The sequence below is a fragment of the Halorubrum cibi genome, assembly GCF_900182635.1.
GTDB lineage: Archaea > Halobacteriota > Halobacteria > Halobacteriales > Haloferacaceae > Halorubrum > Halorubrum cibi.
Genome location: NZ_FXTD01000005.1, coordinates 208,809 through 233,131 on the forward strand (window position 1 = coordinate 208,809; position 24,323 = coordinate 233,131).

The window sequence follows — 24,323 nt, forward strand, 5'->3', positions numbered from 1 at the left end:
CTTCACTGGTTCTCCAACGCGTCGAGGACGCACGCGGCGGCGATCACCGCCTCCTTCGGGACGCCGGTCGCGTCGTCGATACTGACCGTGTAGGCGTCTCGCAGCGAGAACTTCCCCTCGATGTCGCCGACGTGGTCGCCGTCGGCGTCGAATATCTCGTACTTGTTCGGGACGAGGTTCGCGACCGAGACGAGGTGTCGAAGCGCCGAGAGGAGTTTGTTCTTCGACCGGATGGTGGCGAGTGCCTCGCCGGAATCGGGGTCGCGGATCGTCCAGTTCTCCACGAAGATCGAGAAGTCCTCGTCGAGGACGACGACCTCCTCGCCGGTCCCCGCGTCGATGATCGCGTAGTTCCCCGCGACGTCCATGATGCCGCCCGCCTTCACCGTGAACGCGTCCCGATCGTCGCCGGTGACGAACGGGAACTCCTCTTTCATCTTGAACATCTTCTGTTTCCCGCGGAGGACGACGTTTCCCGCGCCGTCACGGACGGCGTACTTGTTCCGGATCGCGGACTGTTTCACCTCGTAGCGATCGTCGACGAGGTCGACCGTCGAGATGTCGTAGCGGTTCGATGACGACTCGGAGGCGGAGGGCTCGACCATGCGCAAAGGGGGCGTCACGGGCCGCAAAAAGGTTCCGCTCGGCCGCGGGAGACGGATTCGAACGGTGAGAACCGGGTCGCCGTTTCACGCGGCGAGGTTCGCGAGACGCGCCGTCAGGAGTCGCGCCACTTGCGACCGCACTCGACGCAGGTGAACAAGCGCACCTCGTAGGAGCCGCCCGGCTTCGGCATCATCTCGTAGTCGGCTCGTTCGCCGTCGCAGTCGTCGGCCGGACACGGCTCCCGTGTCGTCTCGGTGGAACCCTGGGTCGCGTCGGCCACGGCGGGTGCCCCGTCGTCCCGCTGTCCGTCCTGCGTCGTCATCGCCGTTTCCGCCCGGGAGTCCCGCGGCTCCCGGTTCTCACAGGAGCGACACACCCACGCGTCACCCTCCGTGTGCATCATCGACCCGCACTCGTCGCAGAATCGCATACGAACGAGGGCCGCGCGGCCCTCGGATATACGTGTCGACTTCCGATCCGCCACGTCGCCGCCGCGATGTCCACTCCGTCGCCCGATCGAACGCCTCTTGAATCGCCCGGTCGTCCGGGCGAGCGATGGATCTCGGCCTCGGGTTCGCGGTCGTCGCCGCCGTCGTCTGGGGCGTTTACGTCTTCGTACTGAAGCGGTGGTTCGACGGGTACTCTCCGGCCGCGCTCACCGTCTGTATCAACTCGTTCGCGTTGGCCTGGTACGCCCCGGTCACCCTCGCCGACCGCGAGGGATCCCTCGCCGCGCTCGGCGCGTTCGGACTCCCCGAGGTCGGGATCGTCGCGCTCACCGTCGCGTCGACCGCGCTCGCGTTCGTCCTCTTCCTGCGGGCAATAGCCGAGGGCCAGGTCTCGTACGTGACGCCGATCAACAAGGTCGTGCCGATGTTCGTCCTCCCGCTCGAGGTGCTGCTGCTCGGGGAGGTGTTGCGTCCCGTCCAAGTGCTCGGGGTCGTCGTCGCGACGTTCGCGGTGTACGTCGCCAACTACGAGCCGGGCGGACTCCTCGAGCCGTTCCGCAAGGCGGCCCGATCGCGCCCGGCTCAACTCGCTCTGGTGAGCGCGATGTGTTACGCGGTGAGCGACCTCGGGAAACGCGTCGCGCTCCAGGAGCTCGCGCTCCCCGAGACGCTGTGGGTTCCGCTTCTTCTGGTCGGCGTCGCGCTCGTCCTGCTTCCGAGCGCGGTCCGAAACCCGCCCACCGGGGTCCGCGCCGACCTCCCGAAGCTGGCCGCCGCGGGCGGGATCGTCGCGGTCGGCGAGCACGTCACGACGCTCGCGTTCGCGTCGTTGCCCGCCAGCATCGCCTCGCCGGTGATCAACACGCAGGCGATCGTCGCGGTCGTCCTCGGCGGCGTGCTGCTCGGCGAGCGCTACTTCCGGCTCCGGCTGATCGCGGCGCTGCTTGCGGTGGTCGGCGTGACGCTGATCGCGCTTTGAGGCCGATGGCAGTCCGGAAGCGACCCCGAGCTCACCTCACTCCACGTCCGCCAGCCGCTTCACCGTCTCGACGTACACGCGCGCGCCCTCCTCGGCGTCCGCCCACTCCGTGAACTCGGCCTCGTTGTGGGTCTTGCCGTCGACGCTCGGCACGAACAGCATGGCGGTGTCCGTGATCTCGTTCACGTAGCTCGCGTCGTGGCCGGCCCCGCTCACCATCGCCCGGTGGGATGCCCCCACGTCGTCGGCGGCGGAAAGCGCGGTCTCGGCGACCCTCGGCGAGAACTCCGTGTGGGGGATCCGCCAGATCTCCTCGAGGTCGTACTCGACGCCCTCGCGCTCGCAGGCGGTCTCGACCTCGCGTTCGACCGCCTCGACGAGGTCGCCGACGACCCCGTCGTCGTAGCTGCGAACGTCGACCGTGAACCGGACCTCCGAGGGGATGACGTTGATCGAGCCGGGCTCCACCTCGAGTTCCCCGACGGTCGTGACCACGTCGTCGGCGAAGCGGTTCGACAGCCGCCGGACCGCGCCGACGACGTCCGAGGCGGCGACGAGCGCGTCCTTCCGGGAGTACATCGGGGACGGTCCGGCGTGGTCGGCGTCGCCGTGGACCACCACCTCGAGCCACGCCATCCCGAACACGCCCTCGACGACGCCGACCGAGAGCCCCTCGTCCTCGAGTTTCGGCCCCTGCTCGACGTGAAGTTCGAGCGAGGAGTGGTACTCCTCGCGGGGGCCGACCGGCTGGTCGCCGCGATACCCGATCCGATCGAGCGCCTCCGCGACGGTCACGCCGTCGGCGTCCGCGTGCTCGAGCACCTCCGCGAGGTCGAGCTCGCCGGTGAACGCCCCGCTGCCCATCAGCGCCGGCTTGAACCGCGACCCCTCCTCGTTCGTCCAGTTCACGATCTCGATCGGCCGGCGGTGCTCGACGTCCTCGTCGTCGAACGCCCGGAGCGTCTCGAGCGCGGAGAGGACGCCGAGCTGGCCGTCGAACCGGCCGCCGTAGGGCTGTGAGTCGAGGTGTGATCCGATCAGCACCGGCTCGGCGTCGGGGTCGGTCCCCTCCGCGCGCCCGAAGACGTTTCCGATCCGGTCGATCCGGACCTCGAGGCCGAGGTCCTCGAGATCCGAGACGAACAGGTCCCGAACCTCCCGGTCCTCCTCGGAGAGCGCCAGCCGGTGGAGGCCGTCGGCGTCGGTTCGGCCGATCTCGGAGTACCGTTCGAACGTCTCCCTGAACCGTTCGGGGTCGATGGTGACCATGTCTCCCACTGCGTCGGAGGGGTAACTAAATCCGGCGGCCGCGATGTCGTCCGCGTCCGGTGGCCGGGTCGCCCCCGTTCAGTCGTGGATGGCGACGTCGAGGACGGTCGGGCCGTCCCGCTCGCGGCTCTCCGTGATCGCGTCCGCGATCGCGTCGGGGTCGTCGACGAGTTCCCCCGTCGCGCCGTAGCTCTCCGCGTTCGCGGGGATGTCCATCGGCGGCTCGAAGTCCATCGCGGTGAAGTCGTGGTCGCCCTCCTCGCCGCCGAGCACCCGGAGCGTGTTGTCCTTCAAGATCCGGTAGTTCCGGTTGTCGGCGACGACCGTGGTGATATCGACGCCGTGTCGCACGGCCGAGTAGATCGCCTGCGGGTAGTAGAAGTACGACCCGTCGCCGATGAACGCGACCACGTCGCGCGGGTCGGGGCGCTCGCGCTCGGCGATCGCCGCCCCGATCGCCGCCGGGAGCCCGTAACCGAGCCCGCCGCTCTTGTTCGCGATCCACTGTTCGGGGCCGAGTGGGACGCTCCACCGGACCGCGTGGCCCGCGGTGACGCCCTCGTTGACGACGAGCGCGTCCGACGCGGCCTCGGCCATCGCTTCGCCCAGTTGGCCCTTGGACGCGCGCGGGTCGTCCGGGTCGGGAGCGGCGGGGCGCTGGTCCTCGCGGATCGCCGCGACGCGCTCGCGGGCTCGGTCGAGGCGCTCGTCGCGCTCGCTCGCGGGGAGCTCCTCCGAGAGGAGTTCCGTGAGCTCGCGGAACACGTGTTCGGGGTCGCCGAGAACCGACGCGTCCGCGGGCCAGTTCTTCCCGAGCTCCCAGCCGTCCGGGCCGATCTGGACGATCGTCGCGTCGGCGAGCAGCTCCTCGTCGTGCGCGAGCGAGGTCGTCGCCGAGCCACAGCCGACGAAGACGACCGTGTCGCCGTCGACGGTCTCGACGAACCCGGGCTCGGTCCCCGGCACCGTCCCGCCCCAGAGCTCGTGGTCGGTCGGGAAGTTCGACTCCGCGGTGATGAACTCGCCGTGGACCCGGACGCCGGCCGACTCCGCGAAGTCGACGGCCGCCTCGATCGCGGCGGGGCCCGACCGGGCGACCTCGTCGCCGATCACCATCACGGGCTCGTCGGCCTCGGCCACGAGACGTGCGGCGGCCGCGACCGCGTCGGGGTCGCCGCGTCCCGCGTCGGGGATCGGGCCGAGCCGCTGGACCCCGGCGTCGGTCTCGTCGGTCATCACGTCGACTGGCAACTCGAGGAAGACTGGGCCCGTCGGCGGGGTGAGCGCCTGTCGTACCGCCCGCCGCAGCATCGCCGGGAGGGCCTCGACGGAGGGGACGGAGGCGCTCCACTTCGTGTACTGGTCGACGAGTGCCTCGAGGTCGCCGTGGAGGATGGGCTCCTCGTGTTGGAAGTCGGTGCTGTAGTTGCCCGCGGTGACGAGGAGCGGCGAGCCGGAGAAGGCGGCCCCGATGACGTTGCCGACGCCGTGTGCGAGCCCCGGCGCGACGTGGAGGTTCGTGACGCCGAGCGGGTTCACGGAATCGTCGTGATGCGAGTGGTACCGCCGCGCCGTGGCGTACCCCGCGGCCATCCCGGTGGCCACGTCCTCGTGGAGGGCGAGGACATACTCGATCGAGCTGTCCGAGACCGCCTGAACGGTCGGAAGCTCCGTCGTTCCGGGGTTTCCGAAGACGTGTTCTACGCCGTACTCCTCCAACGCGTCGACCAGATATTCCGCCCCGGTGACTGCCATGCTCGGAGAGTCTCGCCCGACCGTAAAAAACGATTTGGGCCTCGGAACGCCCGGCCGACGAACGGGCGGTCGATGAACGAGCGTCCGACGGTGGCGACGCCGACGCCGTCGGCAGTGTGCGCTCAGCCGCGGAGCGCCTCCACGGGAGACTCGTTCGCGGCCTTCCAGGCGGGATACACGCCGCTCAGGACGCTGGCCGCCACCGCGAACCCGAAGCCGTACGCCAGGTACCGCGAGCTCGCCCACCCGAGCGCGCCGGTCGCGTCGCCCGTGATCACGTGAAACAGCACCATCCCCGTCGCGAGCGACACGAGCGCGCCGACCAGGCCGCCGAGCGCGCCGAGCAGCGTCGCCTCGGTCAGGATCATCCGCAACACCTCGCCCCGGCGGATCCCGACCGCTCGAAGCACGCCGATCTCGCCGCGACGCTCGACCGTGCTCATCAACATCACGTTGAGGATGGCGACGCTCGCGACGACGAGCGAGATCCCCCCGATCCCGAGCAACGCGAGCGACAGCGTGTCGAGGAACCCGCCGACCTGCGCCCGGTTCCCGAACGTGGTGACGCGCAGTTCCTCGTCCTCCTCGGTGTTGAACCGGGTGTCGAGCCGGTCGCCGATCCGACCGGCCGCGTCGCCGTCGGCCGCGATGATCGTCACCGTGTCGTAGTGTCGCTGGTCGGCGAGCCCCGAGACCGGGATCACGAGGTCCCCGCCGCCGAAGCCGAACGAGTGCTCCGACTCGATGAACCCGCGGATCCGGTAGATCCGCCCGTCGTACTCGACTGGATCGCCGGACTCGAGACCGAGCCTGTCCGCCGTGGCGTTGCTGATCAACGCGCCGGACTGTAACCGCTCGGGGGCTTCCCCCTCGGTGAGGTCGTACAGCGCGCTCGCGTCGGTCACCCCCGTCACGCTCATCCTCGCCTCCATGCCGTTTCTCGCCTCGAGCGTCGTCGCGTTCGTCTTCTGGGGGATCACCCGTGCGTCGGTCACGATCGCCCGCATCTCCTCGACCTGCTCTCCCGTCACCCCGTCCGTGTCGCTGTCCGCCCCCGAGGAGACGGTCACCTCGTTCGTGAGGTCGCCGAGCTGTGCGGTCGCCTGCTGTTCGAGCGCGACGGTGGCCATCCCCAGCGAACAGATGGCGACGACGCCGATGACGATCCCGAGTGCCGCGAGCGCCGTTCGCAGCCTGTTCCGCCCGAGGTTGCGCCACGCCATCAACACGCTCGGGAACCGCCAGAGGAGGGAGGCGATCCTCACGTTCGCGTCACCCCGTCGACGAGCCGAACGACGCGATCGGCGTACTCGACCAGCTGTTCGTCGTGCGTGATCGCGATGACGGCGAGGTCCTCCTCGTTTTTCAGTCGCGTGATCTCGTCGAGGATGGTCCCTCCCGTGTCCTGGTCGAGGTTCCCCGTCGGCTCGTCCGCGAGGAGCACCTCCGGCTCGTTGACGAGCGACCGGGCGATCGCGACGCGCTGTTTCTGCCCGCCCGACAGCTCGTCGGGCGTGTGCGTGAGCCGGTCGCCGAGACCGACGCGACGGAGGAGGTCGACGGCGCGGTCGTGCCGGTCGACGGAGGTGTCCCACATCGAGGGGAGTTCGACGTTCTCGACGGCGGTGAGCATGGGGAGGAGGTGGAAGTCCTGGAAGACGAACCCGAGCGCGGAGCGGCGCTCCTCCGTGCGCTCGTCCTCGCCGAAGTCCGTCACGTTCCGCCCTCGGAGCGACACGGTCCCCTCGGTGGGCTCGTCGAGCAGGCCGATCAGGTTGAGCATCGTGCTCTTGCCGCTCCCCGAGGGACCGGTGATGGTGACCATCTCGCCGCGTTCGGCCGAGAAGTCGACGCCCTTCAGGGCGTCGATGATCTCGGCACCGCTCTCGTAGCGTTTGCCCACGCCGCGGAGTTCGACGACGCTCATTCGCGGTTCCAGAGGTAATAGAGCCCGCCGGCGGCACCGATCACGGCGATGACTCCGACGAGTATCGGGACCGTCGGCAGCCCGGACCCGCCCGGCGGTCCCCGCGGAGCTCCGCCGCCTCCGGACGGCCCGCCGCCGTCGGGAGCGCCCGTCGCGGCTCCCGTCGGCGGGAGCCCGGTCGAGGAGACGGTCACGGTTCGCGTCGTCGTGACCCGCTCGCCGTCGACGAGATAGGAGACCTCGACGGGAATCGTCGACGTCCCGTTCGCGATGGACGCGGAGAGTTCGAACGTGGCGAACTCGCTCGCGTCTATCGCGCCGACGAAGTACTCACCGCTCCCGTCGTCGGGCGTGACGCCGTCGGCGTCCCGCACGTTCAGGAGGACGGACTCGACGTCGGTCCCGCCGACGTTCGCCGCCTCCCCGTCGATCGACACGCTCCCGCCGCGCTGCGTGGCCTCCGTGGCGGTCAGGCGTACCTCTCCGGAGACTTCCGGTTCGAGCGCGACCTCGCGAGTCACCTCGTGCGTCTCGCCGTTCGCGAGGTACCTCGCGGCGAACGTGACGTTCTCGGCGTCGTACCCCTCGGTATCGAACGCGATCGATCGGTTCCCGTCGGCTCGGACGTCTCGGACGAACCGCCGGTCGCGTACCTCGCCGTCGATCAGCACGCGGACCTCGACGTCGGAGAACGCCACGTTCCCGTAGTTGTCGAGGGTGACCGTCGCCCGGTCCGGGTCGTTCTCGTCGACCGAGAGGCCGCCTCGCACGTCGGGCGTCTCGCCGAACGCGCGCCTGAGCCGGTAGGTCTCGCCGTTCGCGGCGTAGTTCGCGACGAACGCGAGATCGGCCCTGTCGTACCCCTCCGTGTCGAACGTGACCGTCCGATCGCCGCCGGGCTCGACGTCGAGCGCGCGTCGTCGGTCCCGGCGGTCGTCCCCGGTCACGGCGGCGACCTCGACGTCGGTGAAGTCCACGTTCCCGTAGTTCGTGAGCGTCACGGCGGTCTCTCCGGAGGCGTTTCGATCCACCGAGAGGCCCCCGTCCGCGTCGGGCTCCTCGACGTCGACCACGAGGGGGTACGAGTACGAGTGGGAGTCGCCCGCCTCGTCCCTGACGACGACGTTGACGGTGATCCGCTTTTCGCCCGGCTCGTCGAAGACGGTCGTCACCGGTACGGTCACGCTTCCGCCGGGGGCGACGGAGCCCACGTTCTCGGCGCGTTCGAACTCGGTCGGCCAGTCCCTGAAGTACACGTCCGTGATCTCGACGGTCCCGTTGGTCCCCTCGAGGTTGGCGATCGTCGTCTCCATCGCGACGGTCTCGCCGACGACCGGGGAGTCCGGCGACGCGGTCACGGAGGAGACCTGTACGGCGGGGGTGTCGGCCGAGGCGAGCGCCGCGGTCCCGCCGAACGACCCCGCGAGGAGGGCGCAGGCCAGGAGGACGCCGGCGACGGCCGAGCCGGATCGGAGGCGGTTCATTCGCCCACCACACCGATCGGCCGGCGGATCGGCAGGCGCGAGGGACTGGGTGTCTGTACGTCCGGATCACGGAACGCGCGTCGTGGGAGGGCTTCGCGCTGCACGCGTCTCCGGAGAACGCCCTCCGTTAAATCGTCTTCCCCGAGGAGCGTCGCTCGATCCCGCGGCCCCCGTTCGTACGGATTCGCTCCCCGGTCCCCGACCCGTTTCCCGGCCGTCCGGGTCCGCGTTTTTCACCCCGCGGCGCGTACGGGGAGACATGACGCGCACTGTCGTCGTCGCCGGCGTCGGTCCGGGGCTCGGAGCGTCGATCGCACGGGAGTTCGCCGCCGAGGGGTGCCGGGTCGCGCTGTTCGCCCGGTCGGCGGGGTACATCGAGGAGCTCGCGGCCGACCTCCCGGAACCGGGAGAGGGGCTCGCGGTCCCCGTCGACCTGACCGACGTGGACCGGGTCCGCGAGGGATTCGAGGCGGTCCGGGAGGCGTTCGGTCCCGTGGACGTCCTCGTCAACCACGCGAGCGCGGCCTCCTGGACGGGGCTCATGGACACGAGCGTCGAGGAGTTCGAGGAGGCGTGGGCGGTCGGCGGGCGCGGCGCGTTCGTCTGCTCGCGGGAGGCCGTCTCGGACATGCTCGAGACGGGAGGCGGGACGGTGATCTTCACGGGCGCGACCTCCGCGGTGCGGAGCCGCGGCGGGGCGATCGGCTTCACGGCCGCGAAGTTCGCCGCCCGCGGGATGGCGATGGACATCGCCCAGGAGTTCGGGCCGGAGGGCGTCCACGTCGCCCACGTCGTCCTCGACGGGCAGATCGACTCGCCGGAGGCCCGCGAGCGCCGGCCCGAGCGCGAGGCGGAGACGTTCCTCGACCCCGACGAACTGGCCGAGACGTACTGGCATCTCGTCGAGCGGGACGACGTCGGCACGCAGCCGTTCGAGGTCCACGTCACGAACGGGCCGCGACCCTCGGAGTTCGTCTGATCCGTCTCGGACCTTTGGGGACGAGAACGTCGAGAGAGCGACCGTCACGCGATCGAAACTCCACCGCCGCGGACCTCCCACCGAAGCCGATCCGGTCGTTTTATTACGCTCGTGGTTTCGATTCGATGACATGGCCCTCCAACTCGGCCAGGCGGTTAGCGACGGCATCGGACGGATACTCACCAGGACCGGCGGGATCCTCCTCGCGGGGCTGCTCGCCATTCAACTGGTCACACAGGCGGCGGTCAACACCGCCGTGATCGGCTACCTTCCCCCGGAGGTGGCCGCGCAGTTCGGCGAGACCGCGGGACTGGCGCTGCCCGTCTCCGGGGAGGCCGGGGTCGCGCTCCTCGCCGCGGCATTCCTCGCGAGCTCCGTCTACTTCGTGGTGCTCTCGCGGGCGCTGGCCCGCCCCGCTCGCGACCTCGCGTCGTTCCCTTCGGAGCTGCTCACGCGGCGGACCGGCCGGGCGACCCTCTCGATGGTCGTCGGCGGCGTCGTCGTGTCGATCGCGGTCACGCTCGGGTTCGCGGCGCTCTTCTTCCCCGGGATCTTCCTCGCCGCCTCGTTCCTCTTCTTCGCGTTCGCGGTCGGCGTCGAGGACCGGGGAACGGTCGGCGCGCTCAAGCGGAGCTGGGCGCTCGCGCGCGGCGACCGGCTCAAGCTCGCCCTGCTCGTGGTCCTCTCCGGCGGGATCGGCGGCACGGTCGGCGCGGTCGGGTCGATCCTGGACCTCGCGGGGCTCGCGCTCGCCTCCGAGGTCGCCGTGAGCGTCGTCACCAGCGTCCTCTTCACCGCGCTGTACGGGGTGATCGCCGCCGCGTACCTCCAGCTTCGCGACGAGTCGTCCGGCGGCTCCGGCGGCTCCGTGACGGCGGATCCGATCGACGCCTCCTCGACGCCGGAGCTGTAGGGACTCTCCCTACTCCGGGAAGACCTTCCCAGGGTTGAGCGTCCCGTGGGGATCGAGCGCCTCCTTGATCGACCGCATCGCCGCGACGCCGGTCTCGCCGTGTTCGACCGGCAGGAACTCGCGTTTCCCCTGCCCGATCCCGTGCTCGCCGGTGGCGGTCCCGCCGAGGTCGATCGCCTCCGTGACGATCGACTCGTAGATCTCGTGGGCCTCCGCGACGGCCCCCTCCTCGTCGGGGTCGACGAGCACGTCGAAGTGGACGTTGCCGTCGCCGGAATGCCCGAACGTCGGGATCGGCACGTCGTGGGCGTCGGCCACCGCGTGGACGTGCGCGACGATGTCCGAGAAGGAGCCGATCGGCACCGCGACGTCGCCGGCGTGAAGCGACTCCAGCTCGGGGTAGTACGCCCGGACCGCGTCCGCCAGCTCGTGCCGCGGCTTCCACACCGCCTCGGGGTCGGTCTCGCCGTCGAGGAGGACCTCGACCGGGTCGTGCGCGTCGAGTATCGCCCGACAGAACTCCACCTCCCGCTCGAGGCCGTGGTCGGCCTGGAACTCCAAGAAGAGCGTCGGCCCCTCGGGGAACTCCGAGCCGACGTAGTCGTTCACCATCCGGGCGCTCAGACCGTCGACCAGCTCCACGGCGCTGACGTCGACGCCCGAGGAGACGAGGTCGGCGGCGGCCGCGGTGGCGTCCGCCAAGGTCCCGAACGTCGCCCGCCCGACCCGCGTCCGCTCGGGTCTGCCGGCGAGCGAGAGCGTCGCTCGCGTCACCACGCCGAGGGTGCCCTCGCTGCCGACGATCAGGTCCCGGAGGTCGTACCCCGAGGAGGTCTTCTCGGCGCGCGTCCCCGCCGTGAGCACGGAGCCGTCGGCGAGGACCACCTCGATCTCACGGACCCAGTCGCCCACCTTCCCGTACTTGACGGTCCGTTTCCCGCTGGCGTTCGTCGCGATCATCCCGCCGATCGTCGCCATGTCGCCGGAGGTCGGAAGCGGCGGGAAGAAGAGCCCGTGGGCGGCGACCGCCTCGTCGACGTCGGCCCCGATCACGCCCGGTTCGACGTCGATCTGGAGATCGTCCGGCCGGACCTCGAGCACGGCGTCCATCCGGGTCAGATCGAGGCTGATCCCGCCGTGAGCGGGGACCGCGTTGCCCTCGATCCCCGTGCCGGCGGCGAAGGGCGTGACCGGGATCCCGCGCTCGGTCGCGGCCGCGAGCACCGCCGAGACCTCCTCCGTCGACTCCGGCCAGACGACGACGTCGGGCGGGGAGGCCGACTCGGGCGCGGTTCCCCAGTCGGTGCCGTGGTGGTCGCGGTCGGCGTCGGTCGTCGACACCTGGTCCGGCGAGAGGATCGATCGGAGAAAGGACGTATCGGTCATGCGAGAGCCTGGCGAGTGACGGGCAAAAAGGTAGCGGCGGGATGGCAGCGGGTCGGTGGCGCGCCGGTGAGCGGTCGCCGCAGGCGACCGCGAACCCGACCGCGAGGGACGCGGCGAGCGGTGAAACCGCGAGCCGCGAGGCTGGGGAGGCGTGAGGTGCGGGGCTGTCCGGTTGCGGGGCGGGGTGGGACTCAAAGGGGCAGTCGCCGGCGGCAACGCCGCCGGCTGCCAGAGGCGCGGAGTGCCTCGCGCCTGGGGCTTTGGAGATGGTCACCGCGCCAGCAACGACTTCGTCTCGATCGATCGGAGTTTCCCCGTGTTTCAGGTAATCTCGTCTCCGACCGGATCGGATTCAACGGAACCCTCGTCCTCGAACGAACGGCCCTACTCCTCCCAGAACCGGCTCTCGTCGAGCCGAGCGATCGCGCGGTCGATCGTCTCCTCGTTCCGCGAGAAGGTGAACCGGACCCACTCCTCGCCCTCATCGGTGTAGAAGCTGCTTCCGGGAACCGCGGCGACGCCCGCCTCGCGGATGAGCCGGAAACAGAACTCCGTGTCGTCCTCGTCGGTCGGATACCGCGTCAGCATGTAGTAGGCCCCGTCCGGCTTCACGGGGTCGAGCCCGACCGACCGGAGGCCGTCGTACAGCTGCTCCCGGCGGCGCTCGTAGGAGTCGGAGAGCTCCTCGTAGTAGCTCTCGGGCAGCGAGAGCGCCTCGACGCCGGCGTGCTGGAAGGGCGTCGGCGCGCAGATGCTCGTGTAGTCGTGGAACTTCCGCAGCTCCGCCGAGAGCGGTTCGGGCGCGAGCACGAACCCGACGCGCCACCCGGTGACCGAGTACGTCTTCGACATCCCGGTACAGACGACGGTGCGCTCGGCGAGCCCGTCGACCGTCACCGGGCTGCGGTAGTGGTCCGCGTAGACGATGTGTTCGTAGATCTCGTCGGTGATCACGATCAGGTCCTCCTCGATCGCGACCTCCGCGATCAGCTCGAGTTCCTCGGGCGTGAACACCTTCCCGGTCGGGTTGTGCGGGTGGTTCAAGATCAGGATCGACGCGTCGGCGGCGGCCTCCCGGAGCGCGTCCGCCTCGACGGCCAGCCCGTCGGTGATGTCGATCGGGACCGGCTCCCCCTCAGCGAACTGGACGCCGGGGATGTAGCTCTCGTAGGTCGGCTCGAAGTAGACGACGCCGTCGCCGGGGTCACAGAGCGCCAGGAGCGAGGACATGAGCCCCTCGCTCGTCCCGCTCGTGATCGTCACTTCCGTCTCCGGGTCGTACTCGATCCCCTTCCAGTCGGCGTAGCGGTCGGCGACCGCCTCTCGGAGCGCGGGGAGTCCCCAGGTGATGGTGTACTGGCTGTCCGTGTCGATCGCCTCCCTCGCCGCCCGCTTGACCGACGGCGGCGTCTCGTCCTCGTCCGGGATCCCCTGTGAGAGGTTGATCGCGTCGTGGGCGTGTGCCTCTCGAGTCATCTCGCGAATGACCGACTCGTTCATCCCGCCGACCCGGCGGCTCCCGAGCGCACGATCGAACGCGTTTTCGAAGGTCATACCCCGCGTACCGAGTCGATCAGGAAAACCGGTCCGGTTTCGCCCGGATCCCCGTGATCGATGCCGACGATCATCGAGGTTCGTGGCGGCCGGTCGATCGGACACGTCACTCACACGCACACCGTCACTCACACGCACACCGTCACTCACACGCACGCCACTCCATCGCGTGCGATACTCTCCCGTCCTCGATACGCTTATCACGGAGGATCGTAGTTGGTCGCACGTGATGGATCACGAACTTCGCGCTCCGATGACGGAGGGACGGCATGCGTAAAGTCACCGACGGATCGACGAGCCTGAACCGCCGCCGCTTCCTTCAGGGCGCGGCGACGACGGGCGTCGCGGCCGCCGCCGGCTGTCTCGGCGGCGACGGCGGCAGCGACCGGGTTCCCATGGACGTCACGGAGTGGCCGCCCGAGAACCTCGAGTCGAGCCTGAACATGTGGAACTGGTACGACTCCTGGGCGGAGTACGCGATCGACGCCTTCGGCGAGGAGTTCGACGTGGACGTGAGCAACTCCGGGTACTCCTCGGCGGACCAGTGGTACTCCCAGCTACAGGCCGGGAACGACGAGATCGACAACATCGCGGCCACGACGAACTGGGTCGAACGCTCCATCGAGAACGACTTCCTCCACGAGATCCCGGTCGACATCATGCCGGCCTGGGAGAACATCACCGACCGAATCAAGGAGGCGAGCTCGTACCAGCAGGACGGCTCGACGTACGCGGTCCCCGAGTCGCTGGTTCTCTACCCGCTCACGTACAACGACGAGTACTTCGATTCGGCTCCCGACTCGTGGGGCGTCCTCTGGGACGAGGAACACGAGGGGAACCTCTGTATGTGGGACAACGCGACCGTCTCCTGTCAGATCGCCGCGCTGTACACCGGACAGGACCCGATCCAGCCCGACGACTACGACGAGATCGAGGAGGTCCTCATCCAGCAGAAGCCGCTGCTCCAGACCTACTGGGGCGACTACCAGCAGGGGATGAGCCTCTTCGTCAACGAGGACGTCGTCGCGGGGCCGCTCACGATGGGTCGGACCTACTCGGCGCGGTTCGGCGAGGGCGCGCCGGTCCACTACACCGCGCCCCAGGAGGGCGCGATGTACACGAGTGACCTCTTCGTCATCCCGAAGGGCGCGCCGAACCCCATCGCGAGCCTCCAGTTCACCAACTGGGCCAGCGAGACGGAGAACGCGGCACAGCTGTTCGAGACCATGGGGTACCAGCCTGCCGTCGACATCAGCGACGAGCTCTCCGAGGAGGACGCCGAGTTCACGAACTGGCCCGACGAGTGGAACCTCGTCTTCTCCGAGACCCTCTCCGACGAGGTCCGCTCGCGATACGACGAGATCTGGACGGCGGTCAAGGCCGCCTAGAATGTCGCTGCTGCGCGTCAGCGGCTTGACGAAGGAGTTCGGCGACCTCACGGCCGTCGACGACGTGAGCTTCGACATCGAGGACGGCGAGTTCGTCTCCATCCTCGGCCCCAGCGGGTCCGGGAAGTCGACGGTGCTCCGGATGGTCGCCGGGTTCGAGGAACCCACGGAGGGAGAGATCTCCCTCGACGACGTCGAGATCGTCGGATCGCCCCCGTTCGAGCGCGACGTGAACATGGTGTTTCAGGACCTCGCGTTGTTCCCGCACCTCACGGTCGCGGAGAACATCGGGTACGGTCTGAAACAGTCCGGCGTCCCGGCCGACGAGCGGCGCGAGCGGACCGAGCGCATGCTGGAGATGGTTCGACTGGAGGGGTACGGCGACCGCGCACCCGCGGAGCTCTCCGGCGGGGAACAACAGCGGGTCGCGCTCGCTCGTGCCCTCGTCAACGAGCCGGCGCTCGTGCTGTTCGACGAGCCGCTCTCCTCGCTCGACCGCAAGCTCCGACAGCACATGCAAAGCGAGCTCCAGCGCATCCAACTCGAGACGGACACGACGTTCCTCTACGTCACCCACGACCAGGAGGTCGCGCTCGCGGTCTCCGACCGGCTCGTCGTCCTCGACGACGGCGAGATCCAACAGGTCGGAACCGTCGAGGAGCTGTACGAGGCGCCCGCGAGCCGGTTCGTCGCGGACTTCATCGGCGACGTCAACGCGGTGGAGGGACGCGTCACCGCCGTCGACGACGGGACGATCGGCCTCGACGTCGGCGACGGCGAGGTGTCGGTTCCGCGCGACGCGGCGGTCGAGGAACTCGCCGTCGACGACGCGGTCGACGTCTGTATCCGGCCGTTCCTGATGCGCGCCGAACCGGCGGAGAGCGACCGCGACGCCGTGGACGACGCCAACGAGACGTTCTCGACGACCGGGGTCGTGCGGAGCCGGAGCTATCAGGGAAGCGACTCACTGTACGGGATCGAGACGGACCGATGGGGTCGGCTGTCCGCGGAGGTCCGCTCCGCCTCCTTCGACGTGGACGACCGCGTCGCGATCGCGTGGGACGCCGCGGACGTCCACGTCTACCGGCGCGAGGGCGGCGCCCCACCTAGCGAGGACGGGGGAGCCTGATGGCGAGATCGCCACGTTCCGACGACGAGAGATCCGCCGAGTCCGGGAAGCGGCTGGCCGCGGACGGCGGCTCCGTCTCCGACGCCGACGGCCGGTTGAGCGATCTCACGAGCTTCTTCCGCGAGCGGCCGCGACTCCGGACGCTCGCGATCGCCGGGCCACCGTACGGGCTCTTGGTGTTCTTCTTCGCGATACCGCTGCTCGCGATGCTCGTCGTCTCGTTTCAGACCGACCAGATCGGTGGAGCGTGGACGCTCGGCAACTACGTCGACTTCCTCACCTCCGAGACCTATCTCACGGTCGTCTGGCGGACGTTCCTACTCAGCGTCCAGGTGACGGCGATCGTCGCGGGGGTCGGGTACGCGTTAGCGTACAGCATCGTCCGGTTCTCGCGGCGGACGACGCTGCTTCTCCTCCTCGTCATCCTGCCGTTCTGGACCAGCTACATCATCCGGATGTACGCGTGGATCAACATCCTCCAGAGCGACGGCGTCTTGGACTCGATACTGAACCTCGTCGGGCTGCCGGCGCTCTCGCTGTTGTACACCGAGACCGCCGTCCTCATCGGGTTCACGTACGTCTGGCTGCCGCTCGCCGTGCTGCCGTTTTACGCCTCGTTGACGAACCTCGACGCCGACCTCATCGAGGCGTCGAAGGACCTCGGCGCGGGGCCGATCCGGACGTTCCTCTCGGTCACGCTGCCGATGACGATCAACGGGGTGGTGACCGGCGTCGTGTTGGTGTTCATCCCGACGTTCGGGTCGTTCATCACGCCGCGACTGCTCGGCGGGACGAACAACGTCATGATCGGGATGGTGATCGAAAACCAGTTCAAGAGCGCGTTCAACTGGCCGTTCGGCGCGGCGATCGGGATGGTGATCTCGGTGGTCGTCGTGGCGCTCCTCGTGCTCGCGACGCGACTCGGGGGCGGCCTCTTCGGCACCGGGGGTGAGACGTCGTGAGCGCGATCGATAGCGTCACGGGGCCGTTCGAGCGGTTCGCGCAGGCGCACGCCTCGCGGATGGCCTCCGTCGTGATCGCCGCGGTGCTCGCGTTCCTCTGGCTGCCGATCGGCGTGCTCGTGTTCATGTCCTTCGCGGACGGCGGCGTGTTGTCGTTCCCGCCCGAGGAACTCACGCTCCGGTGGTACCGGGTGTTCCTCTCGAACGACGCCGCGCTCGACGCCATCGTCACGACGCTTACCATCTCGATCCCCGCGACGGGGATCACGGTCGCGCTGTCGACGATGATCGCGTACGCGGTCGATCGATACGTCTTCACCGGGAGAAACTGGCTACAACTGCTCTCGACGTTACCGATCATCGTCCCGCTCGTGGTGACCGGGGTCGCCATGGTGCTGTTTTTCAACGGCACCCTCGGGCTCCCGGACTACGTGTCGGTCGTGATCGCACACGTGGTCCGGACCATTCCGTTCGCGACGCTGGTCATCCTCCCGACGTTCATCTCCTTCGACCGGGGCCTCGAGGAGGCCTCCAAGGACCTCGGTGCCGACGAGTTCGAGACCTTCCGGCAGGTCACCCTGCCGAACGTCTTCCCGGGCGTCATCGCGGGGGGCCTGCTCGCGTTCACCCTCTCGTTTAACGAGTTCGTCTACACCTACTTCGTGAAGGGGTCGGGCGATCCGACCCTTCCGGTGTACATCTGGAACCAGATCCGGTACAACGTGACGCCGGAGGTGAACGTCATCAGCGTCGTCTTCCTCGCGGTGGCGGTGTCGATGGTGCTCGCGGCCGTCTCGCTCACGCGAGTCGACCTGATCGCGCGGCGCTAACGGGTTCGCGTGCGCGGCCGACCGGGTCAGGTCCCGGACTCACTGCGCGTCTCGGCGACGGGACGCTTTTGCCCGTCCCCGCCACAGGACGGGTATGGACGGATCTGACACGGTGCTTTTGGGAGTCTCCGTGGTCGTCGCGGTGACCGTGATCGCCGCGGTGGTGGTCGCCGGCCTGCTCTTCGGATTCGGCGAGTCCGTCCTCCGTCCGTTCGCGCTGCTCGCGGCCGAGCCGTTCGCGTGGATCGTCGTCGCCGCGTTGCTCGTCGCGGTCGTGGGTCACGCGTACATCGAGTGAGTCGAAACGGAAAAGCGGGGAAGCGCCTACCGCCCGCCGTCGGTCAGCGCGACGCGGTCGTCGGCGTCCACGGTCCCTTGCGGCTCGTTCGCTGCCGCCTCCGGCTCCGTCGAACGCCGCTCGACGGACGCCTCCTCGGTCGCGAAGTGGTTCCAGACGGTGACGCCCGCGACCGCGTACGCGACGAGATCGTAGTGGACCGCGCCGTCGAAGCCGGTGAACGCCGCGAGCGTGCTGTAGCCGAAGACGGCGCAGACGCCGCCGACGAACGCGAGTTCGCGGGTGAGTCGTCCCTCCGTCGCCGCCGCGATCGCCCGGCGGATCGCCGGTCCGCAGGCGACGAGGAACGCGACGCCCGACAGCGCCGCGAGGTTGACGAAGAAGTGCGTCGCCACCCGCGAGTCGAGGATCGACCGGAGGTACTCGACGGTTACCGGGTCGTAGAACAGCCACTCGAGGCGGGTGGGGTACAACACCGCGACGTACGGCGTCGCGACCATGAGCCCGAACAGCACCGCGACGGCGACGCGAGCGGAGGCGAACTGCGAGGCGCGACGGCTCGAGAACGCCTCGTCGCCCGGAGCGACCGCGAGGTCGTACGACTCCAGAACTTCCCTGAGGTCGCTCCGCGAGACCGACGGGTCGTGATGGACCCCGACCGTCCCGTTGCGCTGGGTCGCCGAGGCGGCGCTGACGCCGTCGCGGTCGGCGAGCACCGCCTGTAACAGCGACTCCTCGCGTTTGGTCTCGAGTCCGCCCACCTCGAAGGTGTCGTGGACGTGCGACTCGGGGACTCGCGCGACCCGCGGGCCCGCGTCCGGGCTCGGATCGGCGATCTCCCGCCTCTCGGCCGCGGCCTCGAGCGCCGAGCGAGGCCCGCGGTACGGCTCGTCTGACATGAGAGACACGTCGGATTCCATCGCTATGAAACTTCCCCCGCTGGCGGATCGCTGGCAAATGGGACGACCACCGGCAAAAGTAAGTCCGGTTACCGAGATCACGTCAACACACAGTCATGGATCGCAGTCTGCTCGCCGGTTCCGGAGCGGGAGTCTCGTTCGATCGTCATCTCGATCGTCTCGACGGAGTCGTCCGAAGGGGTGATTCGGATGAACGGTAACGGTCTCACCCGGCGTGACGTGTTGCGTTCGACCGCCGGCGGTGCCCTCGTCGCCGCCGCGGTCCCCGGCGGCGCGGCGGGCCAGGAGCTCGTCCGCGGGGACGACCTGATCGCCCGCTGGCCGTTCGCGAGCGGGCTCGAGGACGCGGTCGGCGGCATCGACGGGACCGCCGCCTACGGCGACCCGACCGTCGGGAGCTACGACGGGCGGCGGGCCGTCCGGTTCGACGGGGACGACGGGGTCCAGATCGGCAGCGGCGGCGACAACCCCGAGATGAGCTTCGTCGAGTCCGGCGACGGTCCGGTCACGATCGCCGGCTGGGTGTACTTCGACCGAGCGGAGGGAGGGAAACCGAACAACGAACCCGCGAGTCACCACATCCTGCGGAACGACGCGGAGTACACCCTCCTCGCGACGCCGGAGACGGACGAGAACGACACCGTCGAGATCGCCTTCCGGATCGGCGATCTCGGTGGCGGCGAGAGCTACACCACGTTGGACCACGCCGACGACGAGCTGTACGCTCCGGTCGGACGGTGGAACCACTTCGCCTTCGTCGTGGAGCCGGAGGAGTCCATACGATTCCACCTCAACGGCGAGGAGCGGTTCGTCGACACCGAGATGAACGGCTACAGCCCGCAGAACACCAACTACTGGTCACATCAGACGATCGGAAGCTGGTACGGAACCGGAAACCCGGACTGGTACGACCTCTTAGTCGGAAAGCTGTCCGACCTCCGGATCTACGACGGCGGACTGTCCGCGGAGGAGATCGCCCGGATCCATGCCAACCGATCGAACGACGGAAGCGATGACGGAAGCGACGACGGCGAAAGCGGTGGAGGTGGCGGCGACGGAAGCGACGAGGACGACGAGGGAAGCGGTGGAGACGCCGGAGGGGATGCCGACGGAGAACCCACCGCCGCGTTCGAGTACGAACCGTCCGAGCCGGCGACGGAGACGCAGGTCGCGTTCAACGCCGTCGACTCCGCCGCGCCGGGAAGCGAGATCGTCAGCTACGAGTGGGAGTTCGGCGACGGGGAGACGGGATCCGGCGAGACGGTGACGCACGCGTACGCCGATCCCGGCGGATACAACGTCCGACTCACGGTCACCGACGACCGGGACGCGAGCGCCAGCACCGTCGAGACCGTCTCCGTAGCGGACGGCGAATCGACGATCGAGGTCCCCGGCTTCGGGATCGGGAGCGGCCTCGCCGCCCTCGGCGGAGCCGGATACCTGCTGAAGCGACGCGCCGACGGTTCCGTCGAGGATACGATCGACTGAGACCTCGGCCGACTGAGACCTCGATCTCCGCTCCCTCGACCGGCTGAGACTCCGACTGACCGGGATCTCGACCCCGTTCGACCGGCGACGACAGTTGACGGGTCAGCGGATCGCCGGTGCGTGCCGCTCGAACGTCTCCGCGGGGACGCCGTCGACGGCGACGGACTCGACCTCGTGTGTGGGCCACTGGCCGGTCTTCGTGAGGAGTTCGTAGCGGTCGCCGTCGACGAGGTACGTGTCCTCGCTTTTCGCCCCGTCGACGGTCGGATTCCAGGCGTATCCCATCGGCTCGACCACGGGTTCGTCGCAATCGGGTCGCGCGATCCACTCGCGTCCCGCGTAGCCGGCGGCCCCGCCCTGGTGGTGGTGTTTCCACTCCCCGTCGAATCCCACCGCGTCGTACGCCTCGCGGATCGCCTCGAAGACGTCGCCGGCGGTTCCCGGCCCGTCACCCGAGCCGAGTTCGCCGGCGGCGGCCGCACGGGTGGCGGCGAGCGCCGTGGCTTCGACCCGGGCGGCCGCCCGGTGACGCTCCTCGAGCCAGTCGGGCGCGTCGAACGCGACGGTCCGGGTGAGCGAGGCGTACAGCCCGCCGCGCTCGGCGGTGATCGAGACGAGCGCGTACTCGCCGAGGGCCTCGTCGGTGGGGACGAAGTGGCGGTACGACTGCGCGCGCTCCGCGCCCCCGACGAGGACGACCGGCGTGTTCACGTCCCGCGAGGAGAGCGAGATGTCGATTCCGGCGGCGACCTCGTACTCCGGATCTTCCGGCTCGAGGTTCCGACAGACGGTCTCGAGGGCCGCCGCGGCCTCGCGACCCAGCTCGCGATACCGGTCCACGTCGCCGTCGGTGAGCGGCTGGCGGAGCCGACTCGCCTCGATCGGCTCGAACTTCGGCGTGTCGAACTCCGGCGCGTCGAAGTCGACGGCGGCGGGAAGCGGGGAGCCGTCGGCGACGGCCCCCGCGAGCGAGTCGGCGTACCACGGGAAGGAATCGACCGCGAAGCCGTCCGGAAGCTGCTCTTCGGCGAGCCGTCGAGACTCGATGTCGCTCGTGATCACGCGGAACTCGCCGTCGTAGCCCGCGGCGGCGACGCCGATCGACGCGTCCGTGTCGACGACGTTGTCGCCGCCGGTGAGCCACGCGAACCCGTTGGGCTCGGCGAACCACGCGGCCTCGAGGCCGCGGGCGTCGAGGTACTCGTCCAACCGGTCCGCGCGAGCGGAGAGATCGACCATACGAAACGGCTCGCGCCGACGCAGTAAAACCGGTCGAAAGCCGTCGACGGTGCCGCGGTGTGCGGTCGCCGATCCGAGTCCGCGATCATCGAGCCGGCCCCCGAAACGAAAGGTTCAATTACGTCCCCCGGAAACGACGAGATGCGTCAGTAAGCCCCGGCGGGTTGGTAGTCTAGTCCGGTTATGACACCTCCTTGACATGGAGGAGGCCGGCAGTTCAAATCTGCCCCAACCCACTTTCTCTCGGAGGTCGCGTAGAGAGCGACGCGACCGCGTCGCGTTCTCGAGGTCGGCCTCGTATCCGCCGTCTCGAGCGATCGTCGAAGCTTTATTTTCCTCGGGGGAGACCTCGGCCCATGCCACACAGTGTCTGTCTCACGTACGACTTCGACGCCGTCGCCGGGTGGACGAGCGCCGGACTGCCCGAGTACCGATCGTGGGGCGTCTACGGGGCCGAGACCTGCGTCCCGCGACTGCTCGACCTCCACGACCGGACCGGCGTGCCCTCGACGTGGTTCGTTCCGGGACACACGATCGAGAGCTTCCCCGAGGTCGCCGGGGAGGTCCACGATCGCGGCCACGAGATCCAACACCACGGGTGGAGCCACGACCCGCTCCCCTCGTTCGGCTCGCGGGAGGCCGAGCGCCGCGACTTCGTCCGCGGGATCGAGGCCATCGAGGAACTGACCGGCGAGACGCCGACCGGCTTCCGGAACCCTGCGGGCGGCTTCTCCGAACACACCGTCGACCTGCTTCGGGAGTTCGGTTTCGAGTGGGATTCCAGCGGAACCGAACGCGACCTCCGGCCGTACTACCTCCGCGAGCGGGGCACCGTCGAACCCGGGCAGCCGTACCGACGCGGCGAACGGACCGACGTCGTGGCAGTTCCGGTCCCGTGGCACCGCGACGACTGGCTTCAGTTGTTCCCCGTCGCCTCCGACCCGCAGTTCGTCTCCTACGGCCACGAGCCCGACGTGTTCAACCGCTGGCGGACGGAATTGAGATGGATGCGCGAACACGTCGAGGAGGGCGTCCTGACGCTTTTGTTACACCCGCAGTGTGCCGGCCGCGCTCCGTTCGTCGCCGAACTCGAGGCGTTCATCGACGACGTGAGCGAACTCCGCGACACGGAGTTCACCGACGTCTCGACCGTCGTCGAGTCGTTCTCGGGGTAGGCGTGATCGGGGGTTCCTTAGTCGTCGCCGCCCGCGCTCGACCGGTAGCGCCGACTCACGACCTTCCAGCGGCCGGACCGGAACAGCCCGTAGTTGATCATCCCCGGGACGAACGGCTCCAAGATCAACGCCAGATAGAGCCCGACGACGCCGAGCGGCGTGACGAGTCCGAGGAGCGCGGCGGGAAGCGCGAAGACGTATCGACCGAGCAGCGAGGCGACGAAGGGCCACCGGGTGTCGCCGGCACCGACGAGCGCGCCCGAGGCCGTCCCGTCGAGGCCGAGTCCGACGGCACTCACGGCCGCGACGGCGACGAACGTCGCGGTCGCGGCGACCTCCTCGGGCCCGGAGACGAAGAGTTCCGCGAGCGGCGACGAGAACAGGACCACGACCGCGGCGAGGAGCACGTAGATCACCATCGCGAGCCGGATGATCTCCGCGCCGTAGGCGCCGGCTTCGTCCTCCTCGTCGGCACCGAGCCGCTGGCCGACGAGCGAGCTCGACGCCAGCGACATCCCCCAGTTGACGCTGTTTATCATCGCTCGCACCCGTCTTGCGACCTCGAGGGCGGTCACGACGACCGGTCCGAACGAGGAGGCGACCCATAAAAGCGGGAAGACCACGAGCCCCTGTGCGAGCCGACGGCCGATCTCGGGGGCGGAGACCTCGAGCAACTGCCGAACGATCCCCACGTCGACGACTGGTCTCGATATCGAGATCGGAACCGGACTCGGCTCCATTCCCAGCCCGCCGTACGAGCGGCCGAGCATCCCCCACCCGAGGACGACCATCACGGCCCCGGTCGAGAGCGTCGTCCCCAGCGCGACCCCGGCGACGCCCATGTCGAGCCCGAAGATGAACAGCGCGCTGAGCACGACGTTGAGTATCGCGCCGCCGGTTCTGGCGACCATCTCGGTGAAGGTGTCTCCGACGCCGGTGTACGTCCGGCTGGCGATGAGGTTCAAGGTCTCGAACAACACGGCCGGCGTGACGTACAACAGGTAGGTCGTTCCGTACCGGAGCGACTCGGGTTCGGCACCCAAAACGGCGATCAGTTCGGGGGCGAAGAGCGCGAAGAGCGCCATGACCGGAAGCGACACCGCCACCGCGATCAGCGCGCTCTGGGTGACCACGCGCGAGGCGCGCCGCGTCCGACCGCCGCCGTAGTTCTGTGAGACGAGGCTCACCGTCCCGCCCGCCAGTCCGAGCCCCAGCAGGACGACGATACTCCAGTAGCCGAGCGCGAAGGCCAACCCGGCCGTCCCGGCGGTGCCGATGGCGATGCCGACCATCGCCAGGTCGGCCGTCTGTTTCGACATGATCGCGAACCCCGTCACCACGCGCGGCCAGGCGAGATCGAGGGTGGGGCGGAACCGATCGGCGTCGATGATCCCCCAGCGATCGAGGAGTCTCCCGAGGGCGTCGACCGGGTCGTCACGAGGGATCGGCATGGAAGGTACTGGTCCGGACGGCACTTCGCTCTGGCGACGTCCCGAGTCGGTTGCCGGAGTCCGACCACGGGCCCACGACCCACGTTCACGACCATACGTCCACGATCGTTCGTCCGGCGACGTGTTTTTAAGCGTTCGGCGT

Annotated in this window: 22 protein-coding genes and 1 tRNA gene; 11 read left to right on the forward strand and 12 right to left on the reverse strand. The window is 69.1% G+C overall.

Annotation, left to right across the window (positions count from 1 at the left end; translation table 11 throughout):
* Positions 1 to 2 precede the first annotated feature (2 nt).
* Both FN829_RS08505 and FN829_RS08510 read right to left on the reverse strand, forming a co-directional pair.
* Positions 3 to 605, reverse strand: coding sequence for an LURP-one-related/scramblase family protein (locus FN829_RS08505; RefSeq protein ID WP_142986546.1), 603 nt, complete (start codon positions 603 to 605; stop codon positions 3 to 5).
* Between the two features lie 113 nt (positions 606 to 718).
* Entirely contained in the window at positions 719 to 1,036 is a 318-nt protein-coding gene (locus FN829_RS08510; RefSeq protein WP_142986547.1) for an RPA12/RPB9/RPC11 RNA polymerase family protein, read from the reverse strand.
* Between the two features lie 125 nt (positions 1,037 to 1,161).
* Between FN829_RS08510 and FN829_RS08515 the strand changes: the two genes are divergently transcribed.
* Positions 1,162 to 2,034, forward strand: coding sequence for an EamA family transporter (locus tag FN829_RS08515; protein ID WP_142986548.1), 873 nt, complete (start codon positions 1,162 to 1,164; stop codon positions 2,032 to 2,034).
* A 36-nt stretch (positions 2,035 to 2,070) separates the two neighbouring features.
* On the opposite strand, the gene FN829_RS08520 is transcribed toward FN829_RS08515, so the two are convergent.
* The 5 genes from FN829_RS08520 to FN829_RS08540 form a co-directional block, all read right to left on the reverse strand.
* Positions 2,071 to 3,303 carry a Zn-dependent hydrolase gene (locus FN829_RS08520; protein WP_142986549.1) on the reverse strand — a complete coding sequence of 411 codons (1,233 nt, stop codon included), beginning with the start codon at positions 3,301 to 3,303 and terminating at the stop codon, positions 2,071 to 2,073.
* A 78-nt stretch (positions 3,304 to 3,381) separates the two neighbouring features.
* Complete coding sequence (locus FN829_RS08525; protein WP_142986550.1) at positions 3,382 to 5,058, reverse strand: thiamine pyrophosphate-binding protein; 1,677 nt, start codon at positions 5,056 to 5,058, stop codon at positions 3,382 to 3,384.
* 122 nt (positions 5,059 to 5,180) lie between these two features.
* Positions 5,181 to 6,281, reverse strand: coding sequence for an ABC transporter permease (locus FN829_RS08530; protein WP_142986592.1), 1,101 nt, complete (start codon positions 6,279 to 6,281; stop codon positions 5,181 to 5,183).
* A gap of 38 nt (positions 6,282 to 6,319) precedes the next feature.
* Positions 6,320 to 6,985 (reverse strand): ABC transporter ATP-binding protein, encoded by a 666-nt coding sequence (locus FN829_RS08535; RefSeq protein ID WP_142986551.1) that lies wholly within the window; start codon positions 6,983 to 6,985, stop codon positions 6,320 to 6,322.
* A complete protein-coding gene (locus tag FN829_RS08540; protein ID WP_142986552.1) occupies positions 6,982 to 8,469 on the reverse strand; it encodes a hypothetical protein in 1,488 nt (495 codons plus the stop codon). Before FN829_RS08540 ends, FN829_RS08535 begins: the two co-directional genes overlap by 4 nt.
* A 259-nt stretch (positions 8,470 to 8,728) precedes the next feature.
* Here FN829_RS08540 and FN829_RS08545 point away from each other — a divergent pair, with 259 nt between their 5' ends.
* Entirely contained in the window at positions 8,729 to 9,448 is a 720-nt protein-coding gene (locus tag FN829_RS08545; RefSeq protein WP_142986553.1) for an SDR family NAD(P)-dependent oxidoreductase, read from the forward strand.
* A 130-nt stretch (positions 9,449 to 9,578) separates the two neighbouring features.
* Positions 9,579 to 10,361 carry a hypothetical protein gene (locus FN829_RS08550; RefSeq protein WP_142986554.1) on the forward strand — a complete coding sequence of 261 codons (783 nt, stop codon included), beginning with the start codon at positions 9,579 to 9,581 and terminating at the stop codon, positions 10,359 to 10,361.
* Positions 10,362 to 10,370: 9 nt separating this feature from the next.
* Here the strand turns inward: FN829_RS08550 and FN829_RS08555 are convergent, their stop codons facing one another.
* Positions 10,371 to 11,747 carry an FAD-binding oxidoreductase gene (locus FN829_RS08555; RefSeq protein ID WP_142986555.1) on the reverse strand — a complete coding sequence of 459 codons (1,377 nt, stop codon included), beginning with the start codon at positions 11,745 to 11,747 and terminating at the stop codon, positions 10,371 to 10,373.
* Positions 11,748 to 12,131: 384 nt separating this feature from the next.
* Positions 12,132 to 13,301, reverse strand: coding sequence for a pyridoxal phosphate-dependent aminotransferase (locus tag FN829_RS08560; protein ID WP_142986556.1), 1,170 nt, complete (start codon positions 13,299 to 13,301; stop codon positions 12,132 to 12,134).
* 269 nt (positions 13,302 to 13,570) lie between these two features.
* On the opposite strand from FN829_RS08560, the gene FN829_RS08565 reads away from it, so the two are divergent.
* The 5 genes from FN829_RS08565 to FN829_RS08585 all read left to right on the forward strand — a co-directional run bounded on the left by FN829_RS08565 (position 13,571) and on the right by FN829_RS08585 (position 17,908).
* Positions 13,571 to 14,689: an ABC transporter substrate-binding protein gene (locus FN829_RS08565; RefSeq protein ID WP_142986557.1), complete on the forward strand. Its 1,119-nt coding sequence runs from the start codon at positions 13,571 to 13,573 to the stop codon at positions 14,687 to 14,689.
* A gap of 1 nt (position 14,690) precedes the next feature.
* The gene (locus FN829_RS08570; protein WP_142986558.1) at positions 14,691 to 15,818 is read left to right on the forward strand and encodes an ABC transporter ATP-binding protein; all 1,128 of its coding nucleotides are present in this window, start codon (positions 14,691 to 14,693) and stop codon (positions 15,816 to 15,818) included.
* The gene (locus FN829_RS08575; protein ID WP_142986559.1) at positions 15,818 to 16,780 is read left to right on the forward strand and encodes an ABC transporter permease; all 963 of its coding nucleotides are present in this window, start codon (positions 15,818 to 15,820) and stop codon (positions 16,778 to 16,780) included. The genes FN829_RS08570 and FN829_RS08575 overlap by 1 nt, the downstream gene beginning before the upstream one ends.
* Positions 16,777 to 17,610 (forward strand): ABC transporter permease, encoded by an 834-nt coding sequence (locus FN829_RS08580; protein ID WP_246066473.1) that lies wholly within the window; start codon positions 16,777 to 16,779, stop codon positions 17,608 to 17,610. The genes FN829_RS08575 and FN829_RS08580 overlap by 4 nt, the downstream gene beginning before the upstream one ends.
* A 94-nt stretch (positions 17,611 to 17,704) precedes the next feature.
* Positions 17,705 to 17,908, forward strand: coding sequence for a hypothetical protein (locus FN829_RS08585; protein WP_142986560.1), 204 nt, complete (start codon positions 17,705 to 17,707; stop codon positions 17,906 to 17,908).
* Between the two features lie 26 nt (positions 17,909 to 17,934).
* Here the strand turns inward: FN829_RS08585 and FN829_RS08590 are convergent, their stop codons facing one another.
* On the reverse strand, positions 17,935 to 18,807 hold the full coding sequence (locus FN829_RS08590) for a hypothetical protein (RefSeq protein ID WP_142986561.1): 873 nt from the start codon (positions 18,805 to 18,807) through the stop codon (positions 17,935 to 17,937).
* Positions 18,808 to 19,017: 210 nt separating this feature from the next.
* Between FN829_RS08590 and FN829_RS08595 the strand changes: the two genes are divergently transcribed.
* On the forward strand, positions 19,018 to 20,316 hold the full coding sequence (locus tag FN829_RS08595) for a PKD domain-containing protein (RefSeq protein WP_142986562.1): 1,299 nt from the start codon (positions 19,018 to 19,020) through the stop codon (positions 20,314 to 20,316).
* Positions 20,317 to 20,418: 102 nt separating this feature from the next.
* Here FN829_RS08595 and FN829_RS08600 read toward each other — a convergent pair whose 3' ends face one another.
* Positions 20,419 to 21,555: a M24 family metallopeptidase gene (locus FN829_RS08600; protein ID WP_142986563.1), complete on the reverse strand. Its 1,137-nt coding sequence runs from the start codon at positions 21,553 to 21,555 to the stop codon at positions 20,419 to 20,421.
* A 161-nt stretch (positions 21,556 to 21,716) separates the two neighbouring features.
* Between FN829_RS08600 and FN829_RS08605 the strand changes: the two genes are divergently transcribed.
* Together FN829_RS08605 and FN829_RS08610 are read left to right on the forward strand one after the other, a co-directional pair.
* A tRNA-Val gene (locus tag FN829_RS08605) sits at positions 21,717 to 21,791 on the forward strand.
* Positions 21,792 to 21,911: 120 nt separating this feature from the next.
* The gene (locus FN829_RS08610; RefSeq protein WP_142986564.1) at positions 21,912 to 22,730 is read left to right on the forward strand and encodes a polysaccharide deacetylase family protein; all 819 of its coding nucleotides are present in this window, start codon (positions 21,912 to 21,914) and stop codon (positions 22,728 to 22,730) included.
* A 17-nt stretch (positions 22,731 to 22,747) separates the two neighbouring features.
* On the opposite strand, the gene FN829_RS08615 is transcribed toward FN829_RS08610, so the two are convergent.
* Positions 22,748 to 24,181 (reverse strand): MATE family efflux transporter, encoded by a 1,434-nt coding sequence (locus FN829_RS08615; protein ID WP_142986565.1) that lies wholly within the window; start codon positions 24,179 to 24,181, stop codon positions 22,748 to 22,750.
* Between the last annotated feature and the right edge of the window lie 142 nt (positions 24,182 to 24,323).